Below are 16,345 nucleotides of genomic sequence, written 5' to 3'. Positions count from 1 at the left end.
AAGGAGGTTTATCTATGAGTAAAGTTGCGATCGTTTATTGGTCTGGCACGGGCAATACCGAAGCCATGGCCAAGGCTATTGAAGAAGGTGCCAAAGGGGCTGGCGGGGATGTGAGTCTCTTTGAAGTGGAATCCTTCAAGGCCTCCAGCGTGCCTGACTATGATGGGCTGATCTTTGGCTGCCCGGCCATGGGGGATGAAGTGCTCGAAGAAGGTTCCTTTGAACCGCTCTTCACGGATGCAGAAAAAAGCCTGTCCGGCAAGCCCGTGGCGCTCTTTGGCTCCTACGGCTGGGGCGGCGGCGCCTGGATGGAAAGCTGGGCCGAGCGCACCCGCGGGGATGGTGCCAAATTGTTCTCCGACGGTCTGATCGTCGAAAATGCTCCCGGGGATGCGGAACTTGCCGATTGCCGCCAGCTGGGGGAAGACTTCGTAAAGTCCTTGTGATTTGAAAATACCAATTTTGTAAGCCATAGTATACCTTGAAAAAACAAGCGAAAATATCGCTTGTTTTTTCTTATTTTTGCGTGTATAATGAGCGTAGAAAGAAAAGAAATCGTTTACTATGAGCATTTAGCGAACACAAGCCAAAGGCGCAGTGAGAGCTTAGTGTTCGTGTAAGGGCGTGTGGACACCGTTAGGTGTCCAGTAAGCTTACTATATAGATTTTAGGGAGGAAATACCATGTCTGAATCCAGATTTTCTCTGGCCCAATTGGCCAATCCTGAGTTTTTCCAAGAGAATCGCCTGCCTGCACATAGCGATCATCATTTTTATGCCGATATGGCAGAACTGAATCGCGGAGAATCATCCTTCGTGCGCAGTCTGGACGGACTCTGGCATTTCCACTATGCGAAGAATCCGCGCCTGGCGCCGCAGGGCTTTGAGCAGCCGGACTTTGACTGCCGTGATTGGGATACGATAAGAGTGCCGGCGCATTTCCAGCTCGAGGGCTATGGCGTGCCGCAGTATACGAACCAGACCTATCCCTGGGATGGACATGAAGCCGTGCTTCCCGGTCAGGTGCCGGAGCATTTCAATCCCACGGGTTCCTATGTGAAGTATTTCCGCCTGCCTGCTGGCTGGCAGAATCTCTATCTGTCATTGACCGGCGTGGAGTCAGCGGTGGCAGTTTACCTCAACGGCCATTATGTAGGCTACAGCGAGGACAGCTTTACCCCGGCGGATTTTGATCTGACGCCGTATCTCACGGAGGGCGAGAACAAGCTGGCACTGCGCGTCTATCGGTTCTCTTCGGGCAGCTGGATCGAGGACCAGGATTTCTGGCGCTTTGGCGGGATCTTCCGGGAAGTGAGCATCTATACGAAACCGGAAATCCATCTGGAAGATCTGAAAATCACGGCCCTTCCAGAAAACGATTACCAAGATGGAAAACTGACGGGGCAGATCAGCTGGTCCAATGCTGCCATGAAAAAGGTCAAAATCAGCCTGCTCTCTGCTAACGGGGAAATGCTGGCGGAGGAGGATATCACCGGGGCTGAGGGCCAGGATGCGTTTATCCTGACGGTGAAAGGCGCCAAGCTTTGGAGCGCAGAGCACCCTTATCTCTATAAACTGCTGCTGGCTGTCTACGATGAAGCGGACAATCTGCAGGAAGTCATTCCCTATAACGTGGGTTTCCGCGAATTCAAGATGGATGGCAATATCATGAAGATCAACGGCCGGCGTATCGTGTTCAAGGGCGTGAACCGTCATGAGTTCGACTGCTATCGCGGACGGGCCATGGATCCGGCGGCTTTTGAGCAGGATATCATCACCATGAAGCAGCACATTATCAATGCCCTGCGCTGCTCCCATTATCCCAACAGCAGTTATATCTATGAGCTCTGTGACCGCTATGGTTTATATGTGATTGACGAGACGAATCTTGAAACCCATGGCACATGGCAGAAGAACGGCGTGCTCTCCCGCGATGAAAATACCCTGCCCAATGACCATGATGAATGGCAGGCAATCATCCTCGACCGCGCCCAATCCATGCTGGAACGGGATAAGAACCATGCGTCCATCATCATCTGGTCCTGCGGCAATGAGTCCTGTGGCGGCAAGGATATCTTTGCCATGAGCGAGTATTTCCGCAAGACGGATCCCACGCGCCTCGTGCACTATGAAAGCATTTTCTGGGATAGAAGATACAATGCCACCAGTGATATGGAAAGCCAGATGTATACGAAGGTGGCCGATATCGAAAAATTCCTGGCTGAGCACAGGGATAAGCCCTTTATCTGCTGCGAGTACACCCATAGCATGGGCAACAGCAACGGCGGCATGCACAAGTACACGGAACTCACGGAGCGGGAGCCTCTGTATCAGGGCGGCTTTATCTGGGATTTCGTCGATCAGGCGCTGGCGAAAAAAGACCGCTATGGCAAGGACTTCCTGGCCTATGGTGGCGATTTCGGCGAGCGCTCCAGCGACTATAATTTCAGCGGGGATGGCATCCTCTATGCGGACCGCAAGCTTACGGCCAAATTGCAGGATGTGAAGTTCAACTATCAGGATTTCCATCTGCGGGTGGAAGCCGACGGCGTAACCATTGAAAATATCAGCTTGTTCACGGATGCAGCGGAATATGACCTGCATTATGAATTGCTGCTGGATGGCAGGAAGGTCTGGGAAAAGACCGAGTCAGCACCGAGTGTCAAGCCTGGGGAAAGCCTGCGGCTGGAACTTATGGACCTGCCGGTGACCGATGCCGGAGAAGAGTGTCTGACGGCAGCGCTGGTCTTGAAAGAGGATACGGCCTGGGCCAAGAAAGGTCATGAAATGGCCTTCGGTCAGGGCGTATGGCAGGTCGAGGAAGTCGAAGTGGCAAGTCCCGCTGAAGCTGTGGCCGATGGCGAAGTCAGCGGACCGGCGCATTATACTGCGAATCTGCCCTTGACGGAGCGCAGTGAGGAACCCCTGCATGTAGTACGGGGCGATATCAATCTCGGCGTGCAGTTCGCTGGCGGGGAAATCCTGTTTTCCAGTGCGCAGGGCAATATCGTTTCCTATAAATACGATGGTGTGGAACTCTTGGAGGAAATGCCGAAACCTTCCTTCTGGCGTGCCCCTGTTGACAACGATTACGGCTGCCGCCGTGACTTTGCCGTGGCGCAGTGGAAACTGGCCAGCCTTTACCGCCGCTGTGTGAAGAAGGAAATGCTGCTGGAAGGCGCTTGGCAGGAGTTCAACTGGTTCGGCCAGCTGGGCATCCAGGAATATGATGCTCGCAATGTCAGCGTGCGTTTCACCTATGAACTGGCGACACAGCCCTTATCTTCCTGTCAGCTGACCTATACGGTCTGCGCCGATGGCAGCCTGAAGACGGAGCTGGATTATGAGCAGGCAGCCGGCCTGCCGGAGATTCCGGATTTTGCCATGCTCTTCACCCTGCCGGCAGACTACAGTGAACTGCGCTATTATGGCTTCGGCCCGCAGGCCAACTATATTGACCGTCAGGAAGGGGCCAAACTGGGCATCTTCAATTCTACGGTCGCAGGAGAAATGGAAGAGTATCTGCTGCCGCAGGAATGTGGCAACCATAACGGCGTGCGCTGGCTGGAAGTCACCGACAAGCGGGGCAGAGGCGTGCGCATCAGCGGCGATATTCCCCTGTCCGCTTCGGCGCTGCCCTACAGCGCCCATGAACTCGAAAACGCCCGCCATAGCTATGACCTGCCGCAGGTGCACCATACTTATCTGCGGGCTTCGTCCGGCCAGTGCGGCGTCGGCGGCGATGATACCTGGGGCGCACCGGTACTCCCGGAATATCGCCTGCAGAACGAAACGAAACATCTGGAATTTTTCTTTAAAGGGATCTAAGTATAAGGAGGCCAATCATGATCGATTTTGACCAGTCAACCGGAATTTTCCATCTGCATAATGACCATGTCAGCTATGTGCTGCAGGTGGTGCGGGAGCGTTATCTCCTGCACCGCTATTGGGGCCGCCCCCTGAAGAAGTTCCGGGACAGCTCGCCTTTGCAGTCCATTGACCGGGCGTTTTCGCCCCAGCCGGCAGCATATCCCAATGAGCGCACGTTCTCCCTGGATGTGGTGCAGCAGGAATATCCGTCCTATGGCCATGGGGATTACCGCCTGCCCGCCTATGAGGTGCGGCTCGGCAATGGCACGACGGTGACGGAGCTCTTCTACGATGGCTATAAGATTACCAAGGGCAAGCCGAAATTTGCCGGCCTGCCGGCTGTCTATGCCCAGGAAAGCGAAGCCGAAACCCTGCATATCTATCTGCTGGACAGCCAGGGAAAATTAGCGGTGGAATTGCTCTATACCCTGATGGCCGATTCGGCGCTGCTTACCCGCAGTGCAAGATTGACCAACTGCGACAGTGAGGCCTTGGATCTCACCAATGCTGCCAGCTTTGCGCTGGATTTTGCGGACCATGACTTTGACCGTCTGAGCCTCTACGGCGGCCATGCGGCAGAGCGCAGCTTAGAGCGCGTGCCGCTGATGCGCGGCGTGCAGGAAACGGGCAGCCGCAGAGGGGCCAGCTCCCATCAGCAGTCGCCGTTTTTGGCGCTGGCCCGCAGGGATGCCGGCGAAACGAGTGGCGAGGTCTATGGCTTCAGCCTGATCTGGAGCGGCGAGGCTTCCTTTACGACGGAGGTGGAGCAGTTTGGCACCACCCGCGTCATCGGCGGTATCAATCCCTTTGAATTCAAATGGCATCTGGCTCCGCGGGAAAACTTCCAGACGCCGGAAGCCATGCTGGTTTACAGTGATAAGGGCCTCAATGGCATGAGTCAGGTCTTCCATCAGACCGTACGTGAACATATCGTGCGGGGCAGGCATCAGCATGAACTGCGCCCAATTCTGGTCAATAACTGGGAAGCCACCTATTTCGATTTTGATGAGGAAAAGATTGACAGCCTTGCCCAGTCGGCGGCGGATTTGGGCTTGGAACTGCTGGTGCTGGACGATGGCTGGTTTGGCAAGCGCAATGACGACAACAGCAGTCTGGGGGATTGGTTCGTCAATACGGATAAGCTCAAGCAGGGCCTGAAGGGCGTGGCCGCTTCTGCCCATAAACGGGGACTGAAATTCGGCCTGTGGTTCGAGCCGGAGATGATTTCCGAAGATTCGGAGCTGTTCCGTGCCCATCCGGACTGGATTCTGCATGTGCCGGATTATGAGAACAGCTTTGGCCGCCATCAGCTGGTGCTGGATCTGTCGCGGGCGGAAGTCTGTGATTATATCGTCAAGGCCGTGGGGGATGTGCTGGAGTCGGCGGAAATCGACTATGTCAAATGGGATTTCAACCGCCATCTGACGGAAGCCTTCTCCGGGGCATTGTCCAGCGAGCATCAGGGGGAAACCAAGACACGGTTTGTGCTGGGGCTCTATGATGTATTGGAACGCCTGACGGTCAAGTTCCCCCATATCCTTTGGGAGAGCTGCTCAGGCGGCGGCGGCCGCTTTGATGCGGGCATGCTCTATTATATGCCCCAGACCTGGACCAGCGACAATACAGATGCCGTCTGCCGTCTTTCCATCCAGAGCGGCACCAGCCTGGTATTCCCGCCGCTGACTATGGGCGCCCATGTATCCGTGGTGCCAAACCATCAGGTGGGGCGCGTGACCAGCCTGCAGACGCGCACCCTCTGCGCCTTTGGCGGGGATTTTGGCTATGAGCTGGACATCACCCGCATGAGCGAGGCGGAAAAAGAGCAGGTGAAGCAGCATGTAGCCCTGTATAAGAAGCTGCGTCCGACGCTGCAGCTGGGCAAGTTCTATCGTCTTCTGACGCCCTTTACTGGCACGAAGAATGAGACGGCCTGGCAGTTTGTCAGCCAAGATGGCAGGGAAGTGATCGTGCTGTACTTCAAGACCCTGGCTGAACCGGCAACACCCATCCGTACCCTGCAGCTGACGGCTCTTGACGCAGATGCGGAATACGAACTGACGGACTATCTGCCGGCCCAGCGCACAAGCATGGACTTTGGCGGGGAGAAGGCCCTTGATCAGGTGGGACAGGTATTCTATGGCGATGAACTCATGTATAATGGCTTAGGCGTGGAGAAGATTGACACGGACTTTGCCGGGTACATGTGGGTGTTTGCGAAGAAATAAAATATTCCCCAACAGCTAAAAGCTCGTTGACATGAAAATGTCGGCGGGCTTTTTGTAAATTGCAGTTTGTAGGTGCGAGCCTGAACGCTTTTGTTACAGAGCAGTGGGGCGGCGGTGGGAATACTTTTCCGCCGCTGCACTAAATGACCCGCCAGCAGAAGTACGCATCTTCCAGTAACCTGCGCCGGGCAAGTCCGGCGGCGCGTCCATCAACGAAGCATCCAGCAAATGCTGTTTGCGGGCCAGCCTTCACTTCGTTCAGGCAGTCGTTCCGCCGGCGGAAAAGCATCTCCACCGCCACCCAGAGTTACATTTGTCAATGCTGCTATGTTCCGGCTGGAGGATACAAGCACATCGATGTTCTTGTTACGGGAGAACCGGGTTCGTGCCAATTGCAAAAATCGTGGCTGGGGGCGAACGGGGGAGTGCTTTTTCTGTGGGAGCGACTGTCTGAGCGCAGCGAAGACCGGCCCGAGGCAGGCAGTTACCAGAAAGCACGTTGAAAGACGCGCCGCCGGTCTTGCCCGGCGCCATCTGGCTAAACAGCTCTAAAATTGCCGAGAGGGTCGTTTTAGCGGAAACAGAAAAAGTACTCCCCCGTGAACCCCTGACTGCGTATGAACGGGATGCCTTCAGCACGAACGCGCCGACAAACTGCAATTTATATGTGATGATAATATGCTTTGGTATTGAAATCTGAAAATTACTATTTTTATTAAACATATTGCATTATTTCCGAAACACGCTATAATAATAGATAAGGAAATCGTTTACTATTGATTAAAGCGAGAATGATTTCAATGGTAAGGCGATATTTATTTTTTAGATCTAAAGAAAACGTTTACATTTATTTTCCAAACACAATGAGGGGGATTCAGAATGGAAAATACTGTTATAACCATCAGCCGTCAGTATGGTGCTGGTGGACGTGAACTGGCAGAGATTATGGCCAAGAAGCTGGGCATCAAGCTCTATGACCGTCAGATCGTCCATATTGCCGCAGCCAAAATGGGCATTGACGATTTGAGCGAGGAAGAACTGCTGGAGATGGAAAATCAGGTCAAGCCTTTGTCCCTGAGCTTCATCCCGTTCCACTCCTTTGGCACCCATATGGGCAGCAGCAGTCAGGAGATGTTCATGAGCGAGTCGGCGGCTATCCGCAAGATTGCCAAAGATGGTCCATGTATTTTCCTGGGACGCAGTGCGGATTATGCTCTGCGCAAATTAGATAACGTTTTCTCTATCTTCGTCTGCGCAGATGATGATTTCCGCGAGAAGCGTGGCCAGGAAGTCTATGATGGCAAGAGCCTCAAGGAACTGGACAAGGAAGACGAGAAGCGTGCCCGCTATTATAATTATTATACGGGTCGCACCTGGGGCGCTGGGGAGAATTACGATTTGGTCGTGAATACCAGCTCCGGTGATCTGGAAAAGATCGCAGACGGGCTGATTGCCTATATGCGTGAGATCAAAGGCTGATTGGGGAGGACTTTAGTTATGGAGGCAGTAGCAGTGGCAGAGAAGAAAAACAGCATGTGGCCGCGCATTGCGTACGCTTGCGGTACCTTTGGCCATGACGTATTTTACGCCATGTTGGCAACTTATTTTATGATTTTCGTGACGAGTAATCTTTTCTCGTCCAACAATCCCAGCCGGGATGCTTATATGATCGGTGTTGTTACGACCATCATCATGGTTCTGCGTGTGGCAGAGCTGTTCATCGATCCGTTCATGGGTAATATCATCGACAAGACGAAGACCCGTTGGGGCCGGTTTAAGCCCTGGGTTATCGTGGGTGCTTTCGTAGCAGCCATCACGCTGGCAGCGCTGTTCACGGATTTCGGCGGCCTGACGGTTTCCAATCCGACCCTTTATCTGATTCTTTTTGCAATCGTTTACTTTATCATGGATGTGTTCTACTCCGCTAAGGACGTAGCCATCTGGTCCATGATTCCGGCCCTGTCCTTTGATTCTCATGAGCGTGAGATCACGGCAACGGTTGCCCGTATTGGTTCTGTGTTCGGCGGCCAGCTCGTTACGATCATGGTTATGCCGATTGTCCTGTATTTCTCCGTCAATCAGAATGGCGGTGCCGGCGATCCGCAGGGCTGGTTTGCCTTTGCCTGCATCGGCGGCGGTATTGCAACGCTGGGCGCAATTATCCTGGGGATAGGCACCAAGGAGCAGGAATCTGCTCTGCGTGAAAACAAGGTGGATACGTCCTTCAAAGATGTATTCAAGGTTCTGGCCAAGAATGACCAGTTGCTGTGGATAGCCTGCGCTTATTTGATTTTGGGTTTAGGTCAGAATATTGTCAATAACTTCAATCTTTACTATTTCATCTATGTTATCGGTGATGCAACGAAATTCTCTATCCTGGGTATCATCAACGTGGTTATCGGCCTGATGGCTGTGGCTCTCTTCCCGGTACTCACGACGAAATTCAGCCGCCGCAAACTGTTCTTCAGCTCTCTGGCTATCATGACGGCTGCACTGATTCTCTATGCACTGTCCGGCACCAATGTTTGGATGGCTCTGGTTGCTGCTGGTCTCTTCAACCTTCCGCAGCCCCTTATCTTCCTGGTGGTTCTCATGACCATCACGGACTCTGTGGAATATGGCCAGTTGAAACTCGGTCATCGTGATGAAGCGGTCTGCCTCTGCGTACGTCCGCTGGTGGATAAACTCTCCGGTGCCGTTACGGGTGGTATCGTAGGTCTGACGGCTGTATGGGTCGGTATGACCGGCGGTGCTACGGCTGCAGACATCACGGCTGGCAGCCTGCTGAAATTCCAGCTCATCATGTTCGCGATTCCGGTAATCCTGCTCGTACTTGCAGCCTTTGTTTATCGCGGCAAGGTTACGCTGACGGAAGAAGAACATGCCCGCATCGTGGAAGAACTGGAAGAAAAATGGGAAGACATGAATAAGTAAGATTACCCTTATGGTTCGTCGTGCAAGGCGCGTGGCGGGGAATACCTGCCCTGCGCTTCGGCAACGGGCTGAAAATATTTTTCCTCTTGGATGAGTCATTAAAAGTCAAAACTCGCTGCGCTCAAACAGCTGACTTTTAATGACTCTTTTTGTGGTGGAGGAAAAATATTTTCTTAACGCCCATTGCCTTACGCTCCGGTCAGGCATTTCCCGCCACGCTTGCTTCCGGTAATGGGAGTGCGTCTGAATTGAGTGAGCGAAAGACTGATAAGGAGCAGGAATTTTGCCGTTCTTTATCGAATTACATTTGTGATAAAAATAAATGTATCTTATATAAAAATAGTCATAGATTAGAAAGGACAGTACATATGACCAATGAGAAAATCCTGACGAAATTAGAATCCTTTGATCCTGAACTCTGCGGGCAGTTGAAGCGGGCGCTTAAGCAGCAGCGCATCACCTTGTCGTTGATACCGACCACGAATGCGGCTTCGCCGTTTGCTGCGTTCCTGAAGGGCAGTACGCTGGGGGATGAGATCATTGATCACCATAAGACGCATCATCGCAGTTCGCTGGAGCGGCTGGCGGTGGCGCGGGCCAAGGAGCTTTATGGGGCAGAGCATGCGATCGTGCGTACCGGCAGTCTGGCGATTGCTTCCCGTGTCGTGATGCTGGCGCTGTTGAAAAAGGGAGACACGGTGCTTTCCTTCAACCTGCGCAAGTCGGAGCATTGCACTGGCGATTTGCAGTATAATTTCGTGAAATTTGGCGTGGAGCCGGATACGCTGGAGCTGAATTTTGCGAAGGTGCAGTCGCTGGCGCATAAGCATCGTCCGGATATGATCATCTATTCGCCGGTCAACTATCCGCGCAATATTGATTATGCCCAGCTGCGGAAGATTGCCGATGAAGTGGGGGCGTATCTATGGATTGACTTGGGCCAGAATTCCGGACTGGTGGCTGCGGGCAAGATTGCTTCGCCGGTTCCTTATGCAGATGTGGCGACTTTTGCGGCCAGCGATGCCCTGCATGGACCGCAGAATGGTATTATCCTTTGCAAGGAAAAGATCGCGGAGCTTCTGGACAGGACCGTGATTGAGACGGGGCATAGCTCCCTGAAGAAAAATGTACTGGCGTCCCTGGCTTTGGTATTCAAGGAAGCAGATTGCATGGAATATCAGGATTATGCCCAGCAGGTCCTAGACAATGCCCGGGGATTGGAAAATGGGCTGCTCAGTGCCGGTTGCAAGCTCTTGTGCAGTCCGACGGAAAATCATCTGGTGCTGGTGCAACTGCCGGAAGGTACGGACGGGGAAGATGTGGCCGATAAGCTGAAGGAAGCCGGGCTTTTGGTCAAGGCGGAGACATTGATGACTTCGGAGGATAATATCAGCTATCCGATCTTGCGCCTGTCCAGTCTGGACAGTGCGACACGTTTCCTGCAGGCGGAGGAAATGGAGGAGGTCGGCAGGATACTGGGCCAGTTCCTCAATTCACCGCAGGATGAAGCGGCCATGCAGACCGTGAGCAAGTTCATCAAGAAACTGGTGGAGGATCTGCCACTGTTCGCCGAAGACTGGTTGCCGGAAATGGAGGCATTTGATGACGGCGATGCCGAGATGGCGATGCGGGCGATGATTCATTGGAATATTTAATTCGTGGTGATACTTTTCTTTGGCGCAAAGAAAAGTATCCAAATACCCTTGCGGGCACAGGCGAAAACGCGGACTGAAATCACATCACGTGATTTACGTCCGCAGGCGCCCCTCCATGGGCGCCGGAATGCGATACTAGGGGGAGGGGATATAATGGCTGAGCAGGTTATTCCGGAACGGGGACGGACGGTTAAGGCGGAGATCTTATTTTTTGTGATTCCAATCGTGGTTATCGGGCTTATGTTGATGGCGGGGATTATTTTCCGTTATGTGGGTTCTGCCTTTGAGGAGCAATTGACGACCAGTTCCCTGCGGAATGCGCAGGAAGTGGCCAGCGGGGTATCGTCGTGGCTGGATGCGCGGATGCTGGAGACGCAGACAGCAGCTTCTCAGCCAGCGGCCAAGAATTTGCAGAATGCGCCGGAGCTGATGAATGAGAATAACGTCTACCGGCTCAAGCTGATGGAAAAGATTTATCCTGGTGTCTATGACAGTGTGAGCTGGGGGCCGTTTGATGGTTCGGGAGTGCTCTATGGGCAGACCAAATCCGGTTTCAAGGAGATGCATAATGCGGATAAAGCCTGGTATAAGGAAACCATGACGGGGGCTAAGGACAGCTTTATGGCCTCGCCGGTCATATCCCAGGCTACGGGTAAGATCATCGTCAACTCCATCGCGCTGGCCAAGGACAGCAGCGGTGCCAATGTGGGCATGGTGCTCGCGGCCATCTATGTGGATGCCGTGATGGATAAGGTCAGCAATTTCAAGTTGGGAGAAAAGGGCTATAGCCTGCTGGTTTCCCAAGAAGGTACCTATATTGTCAATCCCGATGAAGCGTCCATCATGAAGAAGAAGATTTCTGAGGACGATGATCCGGCCGTGCGTACGCTGGGGGAAAAGATGCTCTCCGGCGAGGCTGGCGTCTATAAATTCACCCGTGCCGATGGGGAAGATATGATTGCCTTCTATAATCCCATCAAGGCAACAGGCTGGGGCATGGCCACGGTGGCCTATCAGGATGAGCTCTTTGCGCCGGTGGCTACGGTGCTGAAGATCATGACGTTGATTTCTTTGGTGCTGATCGTGCTGATTTCCCTGGGCGTCTGGATCACGGTCAACCGTTCCATGAGACCGCTGGCTGTGATGATGGACGAGATGCGTCTGCTGGCGGATGGCGATTTCCAGGATCGTCCGGCGCAGATCACGGTCAGCAATGAATTAGGTCAGCTGGCCGGGGCTGTGCGCTCCATGCGGCAGGGCGTGCGGAAGGTGCTCTATAATGTCAGTGCTTCCGCCGAAAGCCTGTCAGCGGCATCGGAAGAACTCAATGCCACCAGCGACCAGTCGGCACAGGCCTCCAATCAGGTGGCCGACAGCATCGTGAAAGTGGCGCAGGGCACCAGCGAACAGTTAGAAGCCGTAAGCTCCACCTCCGAAGCTATCGAAAATCTCAATGACAATATCCAGGGGATTGCCGGCAAGGCCGATGCCGCAGCTGCTAACAGCCGGGAAGCATCCGCTGTGGCCCGGGATAGTGGCAGGACGCTCAACGAAGCCATTGGCCAGATCAAGCGGATTGAAGAATCCACCAAGGAATCCACCAAGGTGGTTACGGCGCTGGGCGAACGTTCCAGCGAAATCGGCCAGATCGTGGATACGATTTCCAGCATTTCCGAGCAGACCAATCTCTTGGCGCTCAACGCTGCTATCGAAGCGGCCCGGGCTGGGGAACATGGCCGCGGCTTTGCCGTAGTGGCCGATGAAGTCAGGAAGCTTGCCGAATCCTCGCAGGAAGCTGCCCATCGCATTGCCACGCTGATCGAAGAGACACGCCGGGATACGGACAGTGCTGTAGCTGGTATGCAGGCGGGCAGTGAGGAAGTCCGCGTGGGCACGGAAAATATCATGTCCATGGGCGAGTCCTTCCGCAAGATCATCGAGATCGTGGAAAATGTATCGAGCCAGGTGCAGGAAATCTCTACGGCCATCACGGGTATGGCCGAGAGCGGGCAGCAGATCGTCAGCAACGTCCGCACCATCGGCGAAACAAGCCGCAGTGCTGCTGAAGAGGCAGAGACCGTATCGGCGGCCACCGAAGAACAGAGTGCCTCCGTACAGGAAATCGCCCATGCCAGCAACGAGCTGGCCAGGATGGCGATGGATCTGCAGCGGGAAGTGCAGAAGTTCAAGGTATAATAATGTTGAGGGAATGTATATGCTAAATCCCGAGGGGGATGTTCCTGCGCTAGTACGCGCTTCGCGTGTAAAACGCGCAGGAACATCCCCCTCGGGATTTGTGTTACGTTTTTGAATTCGTTGTATTTGGGCCGATTAACGGATTTCCGGCAGCAGGCCGACTTTTTTCTTGGCCTTGGTCAGCGTCTTGCGGGCGATGTATTCGGCTCGTTCCGCGCCCTGCTTCATGAGTGCTTCGAGGTGCTTGCGGTCCTTCATCAGTTCGTTGTATTTTTCACGTACGGGTTTGAGCTCATCGGCGACGGCCTGGCCGACTACGGCCTTGAAGTCGCCATAGCCTTTTCCGGCGAATTCGGCTTCGATTTCTGCCATCGTTTTTCCCGTAATAGCGGAATAAATGGTCATCAGGTTGCTGACGCCGGGCTTGTCCTCGCGGAAGCAGACCACGGCTTCGCTGTCGGTGACGGCGCTCTTGAATTTCTTGAGGATGACGTTTTCCTCGTCGAGGATGGAAATCGTCGCCTTGGGATTGGTGTCGGACTTGCTCATCTTGCTCGTGGGCTCCTGCAGGCTCATGACGCGGGCACCGGCCTTCGGGAAGTAGCCTTCGGGCAGCTTGAAGATCTCGCCGTAGTTATGGTTGAAGCGGGTGGCAATATCGCGCGTGAATTCGAGGTGCTGTGTCTGGTCAGCGCCAACGGGTACGTAGTCAGCCTGATAAAGTAAAATATCACCAGCCATAAGTGCCGGGTAGGTGAAGAGACCGGCATTGATGTTTTCGGGATGCTTGCTGGATTTGTCCTTGAACTGCGTCATGCGGCTGAGCTCGCCGAACTGGGAGCAGCAGCTCATGATCCAGCCCATCTCGGCATGGCTCTTGACATGGCTCTGGACGAATACCAGGCTCTTTTCCGGATCGATGCCGCAGGCCAGGAGCAGGGCGAAAGCCTGCAAGGTCTGCTGCTTGCGCTTGGTGGGATCGATATGGATGGTCAGGGAGTGCAGGTCAGCGATGAAGTAGTAGCAATTGTATTCCTCCTGCATTTTCTGCCAGTTCTTGACGGCGCCCAGATAATTGCCCAGCGTGAAGACACCCGTGGGCTGGATACCGGAGAGGATGATCTTTTTCTCGTTTGCGTTTTCCATGATGTTTTAGCTCCTTTGCTTGCCGGGGAACTAAAAAATCCCCGACAGAAAAATATTTCTGTCAGGGACGAATTCTTCGCGGTGCCACCCTGTTTCATGGCCAAGCCATGCCCTTAGCGAGATACTAACATACCTCCGACAACTAACGGGTGTCCTCCGTCGCAGCCTACTAAGCAGCAAAGACTTTTCAGTGCGCCCTCAGCGGTCCATTTGCCAGCTTGTGTTCTATCCGGCTCGCAGCATCCCGGACTCTCTGGAAAAGCATGACTGACGTTATCTCCGCGTCAACGGTTTATTTAACTGTGAAAATAATAGCACCAGGAGACTTGTTTTGTCAAGAAAGTGTGAAGGAAAATAAAAATACCGTGGCGAATAATACAGATTACAGGCAATTGCTAATCTTTTATTTCGCTGGGGAGGCGGCCAATTTGGATAGAAAACTGCGGGTACTGATTACGGATGATTCGAAGCTGCTGCGCAAGAAACTGCGCCAGGAGCTGGAATCCTTGGACTGTGAGGTGCTGGAAGCTCAGAATGGCAAGGAAGCAGTGATGCTCAATCTGGAAGAACAGATTGACTGTGTATTCTTAGATATCGTCATGCCGGAAGTGGGCGGCATCGAGGCTCTGCAGGTGATAAAGGAAGTGAATCCGGATCTGCCGGTGGTCATGCTGTCTTCGGCAGGCACGCCGCAGAAACTGATGACCACCCTCAAGATGGGGGCGATGGATTTCATCCAGAAACCCTATACCAGCGAGCAGATCAGGAAGGCAGTTGAGACGGTGCGAAGGAAGGTCGCTGCCAATGGTCAGTAATTTCAGCATAGTTCAGTGTATTTACAATCGGGGGAAATACACGCCGGAGGAAATAAGGAGGATTCTGGCGAATGCCGAACAGGATGAATCATCTGCGGCAAAATTGCTGGCCGATGATGCGGTGGATGTCAGTCCGGTACGCACGGCGGTACTGCAGGCTATGGGCAGTGATTATATTCCTGCCTGTCAGCATTATCCGGCCTATGTGGAGCTCTTTATCCAGTCCCTGAAGAATATGCTGCATACAGAAGCGGTGGTGGAGTCGGTGCCCTGTGAGGAGGATGAGGCCATTCCCTGCTATGGAACATCCCAGTGTCTGAGCGGGGATATCACCATGGCTGCCGGCCTTATTGCCAGTGAACCGGTGTATCTGAAGCTGGCAGAACGCTATAGTGAGGAAGAACTGCTGGAAATGGATGAAATGGCCCGGGACAGCATCGAGGAATTCATCAACGTGCTCAATGGCATGTTCAGCGTGGAGCTGGGGGAGAAGGAGATCGAAACGGATTTGGAACTGCCCCGCTTTGGGGAAAATATCAAGCCCCGGGGCAGTAATCAGCTGCGGCTGCGGGTACACAGTTCCGTGGGGTCTTTTCAGGTGGTTATGGCCACGGATGAATTTTTTTGATCTAATCCACTGAAAAAGGATAAAATCATAAAGAAAAGCCTGCTTGACCTATTTTCTTATAGGCAAGTGGGCTTTTTGCGTGGTATAATTATAAAGAGCGTTAATGAAATAAATTTCGTATATCAAAAGGGAGAGCTGAAATATGCTGGAATTGAAGAATATTTCCTTCCATGTAACCGAGGGCGACAGTCAGGTGGATATCATTCAGGACCTGAGCCTGACTGTGGACAATCGGAAATTTGTGGTCATCACGGGGCCTAATGGCAGTGGTAAATCCACACTGGCCAAGATCATTGCGGGCATTGAGCAGCCCACCTCCGGCCGGATTTATTTGGATGGACAGGATATTACCGATAAAAGTATTACCGAGAGAGCACAGATGGGCATCAGCTTTGCCTTCCAGCAGCCGGTGCGTTTTCGTGGCCTGCAGGTCATTGACCTGCTGCGACTGGCTGCCGGCAAGAAGATTTCCCATATCAAGGCTTGCGATTATCTCTCGGAGGTAGGGCTCTGTGCCAATGATTATCTGAACCGGGAAGTGAACAGCTCCCTGTCCGGCGGCGAACTCAAGCGCATTGAGATTGCTACGATCCTGGCCCGCAAGACGAATCTGTCCATCTTTGATGAGCCGGAGGCAGGTATTGACCTTTGGAGTTTCCAGAACCTCATCCGCATCTTTGAGAAAATGCGCAATGAGATCCAGGAAAGTTCCATTATCATCATTTCCCATCAGGAACGCATCCTGCAGATTGCCGATGAAATCATCGTGCTGGCCGATGGCCGGGTACAGGAGCAGGGTCCGGGGAATATTATTCTGCCCAAGATCATGGACACTGAGGTCAGCATGCCCATGTGCCGGAAGTTTCAATAAAGGAGA

The 16,345-nt window shown here is 53.3% G+C and carries 12 protein-coding genes and 1 other annotated feature; of the genes, 10 read left to right on the top strand and 2 right to left on the bottom strand.

Features of this window, described 5'->3' with window-relative positions; translation table 11 throughout:
* The first annotated feature begins 14 nt into the window (after window positions 1-14).
* The 3 genes from SELR_RS12365 (at window position 15) to SELR_RS12355 (ending at window position 6,094) form a co-directional block, all read left to right on the top strand.
* Window positions 15-446: a flavodoxin gene (locus SELR_RS12365; RefSeq protein WP_014425563.1), complete on the top strand. Its 432-nt coding sequence runs from the start codon at window positions 15-17 to the stop codon at window positions 444-446.
* 237 nt (window positions 447-683) lie between these two features.
* Window positions 684-3,827 (top strand): beta-galactosidase, LacZ type, encoded by a 3,144-nt coding sequence (lacZ, locus tag SELR_RS12360; protein WP_014425562.1) that lies wholly within the window; start codon window positions 684-686, stop codon window positions 3,825-3,827.
* Window positions 3,828-3,844: 17 nt separating this feature from the next.
* Window positions 3,845-6,094 carry an alpha-galactosidase gene (locus SELR_RS12355; RefSeq protein ID WP_014425561.1) on the top strand — a complete coding sequence of 750 codons (2,250 nt, stop codon included), beginning with the start codon at window positions 3,845-3,847 and terminating at the stop codon, window positions 6,092-6,094.
* A 366-nt stretch (window positions 6,095-6,460) separates the two neighbouring features.
* Here SELR_RS12355 and SELR_RS12350 read toward each other — a convergent pair whose 3' ends face one another.
* Window positions 6,461-6,817 (bottom strand): hypothetical protein, encoded by a 357-nt coding sequence (locus SELR_RS12350; protein ID WP_041914416.1) that lies wholly within the window; start codon window positions 6,815-6,817, stop codon window positions 6,461-6,463.
* Window positions 6,818-6,973: 156 nt separating this feature from the next.
* On the opposite strand from SELR_RS12350, the gene SELR_RS12345 reads away from it, so the two are divergent.
* The 4 genes from SELR_RS12345 to SELR_RS12330 all read left to right on the top strand — a co-directional run bounded on the left by SELR_RS12345 (window position 6,974) and on the right by SELR_RS12330 (window position 12,879).
* Complete coding sequence (locus SELR_RS12345; RefSeq protein ID WP_014425560.1) at window positions 6,974-7,573, top strand: cytidylate kinase-like family protein; 600 nt, start codon at window positions 6,974-6,976, stop codon at window positions 7,571-7,573.
* A gap of 18 nt (window positions 7,574-7,591) precedes the next feature.
* Window positions 7,592-9,028, top strand: coding sequence for a glycoside-pentoside-hexuronide (GPH):cation symporter (locus SELR_RS12340; RefSeq protein WP_014425559.1), 1,437 nt, complete (start codon window positions 7,592-7,594; stop codon window positions 9,026-9,028).
* Window positions 9,029-9,396: 368 nt separating this feature from the next.
* The gene (locus tag SELR_RS12335; RefSeq protein WP_014425558.1) at window positions 9,397-10,683 is read left to right on the top strand and encodes a PLP-dependent aminotransferase family protein; all 1,287 of its coding nucleotides are present in this window, start codon (window positions 9,397-9,399) and stop codon (window positions 10,681-10,683) included.
* 153 nt (window positions 10,684-10,836) lie between these two features.
* Entirely contained in the window at window positions 10,837-12,879 is a 2,043-nt protein-coding gene (locus tag SELR_RS12330) for a methyl-accepting chemotaxis protein (protein ID WP_014425557.1), read from the top strand.
* Between the two features lie 135 nt (window positions 12,880-13,014).
* On the opposite strand, the gene trpS is transcribed toward SELR_RS12330, so the two are convergent.
* Window positions 13,015-14,025: a tryptophan--tRNA ligase gene (trpS, locus tag SELR_RS12325; RefSeq protein ID WP_014425556.1), complete on the bottom strand. Its 1,011-nt coding sequence runs from the start codon at window positions 14,023-14,025 to the stop codon at window positions 13,015-13,017.
* Between the two features lie 60 nt (window positions 14,026-14,085).
* Window positions 14,086-14,322 (bottom strand) — a binding site (T-box leader).
* 131 nt (window positions 14,323-14,453) lie between these two features.
* Here trpS and SELR_RS12320 point away from each other — a divergent pair.
* The 3 genes from SELR_RS12320 (at window position 14,454) to SELR_RS12310 (ending at window position 16,339) form a co-directional block, all read left to right on the top strand.
* Window positions 14,454-14,840 (top strand): response regulator, encoded by a 387-nt coding sequence (locus SELR_RS12320; protein ID WP_014425555.1) that lies wholly within the window; start codon window positions 14,454-14,456, stop codon window positions 14,838-14,840.
* The gene (locus SELR_RS12315) at window positions 14,830-15,468 is read left to right on the top strand and encodes a chemotaxis protein CheX (protein WP_014425554.1); all 639 of its coding nucleotides are present in this window, start codon (window positions 14,830-14,832) and stop codon (window positions 15,466-15,468) included. Before SELR_RS12320 ends, SELR_RS12315 begins: the two co-directional genes overlap by 11 nt.
* A gap of 142 nt (window positions 15,469-15,610) precedes the next feature.
* The gene (locus SELR_RS12310) at window positions 15,611-16,339 is read left to right on the top strand and encodes an ABC transporter ATP-binding protein (RefSeq protein WP_014425553.1); all 729 of its coding nucleotides are present in this window, start codon (window positions 15,611-15,613) and stop codon (window positions 16,337-16,339) included.
* Window positions 16,340-16,345: the final 6 nt, after the last annotated feature.

It is taken from the genome of Selenomonas ruminantium subsp. lactilytica TAM6421, assembly GCF_000284095.1.
GTDB lineage: Bacteria > Bacillota > Negativicutes > Selenomonadales > Selenomonadaceae > Selenomonas_A > Selenomonas_A lactilytica.
This window is presented reverse-complemented; position numbering and strand designations above follow the sequence as displayed.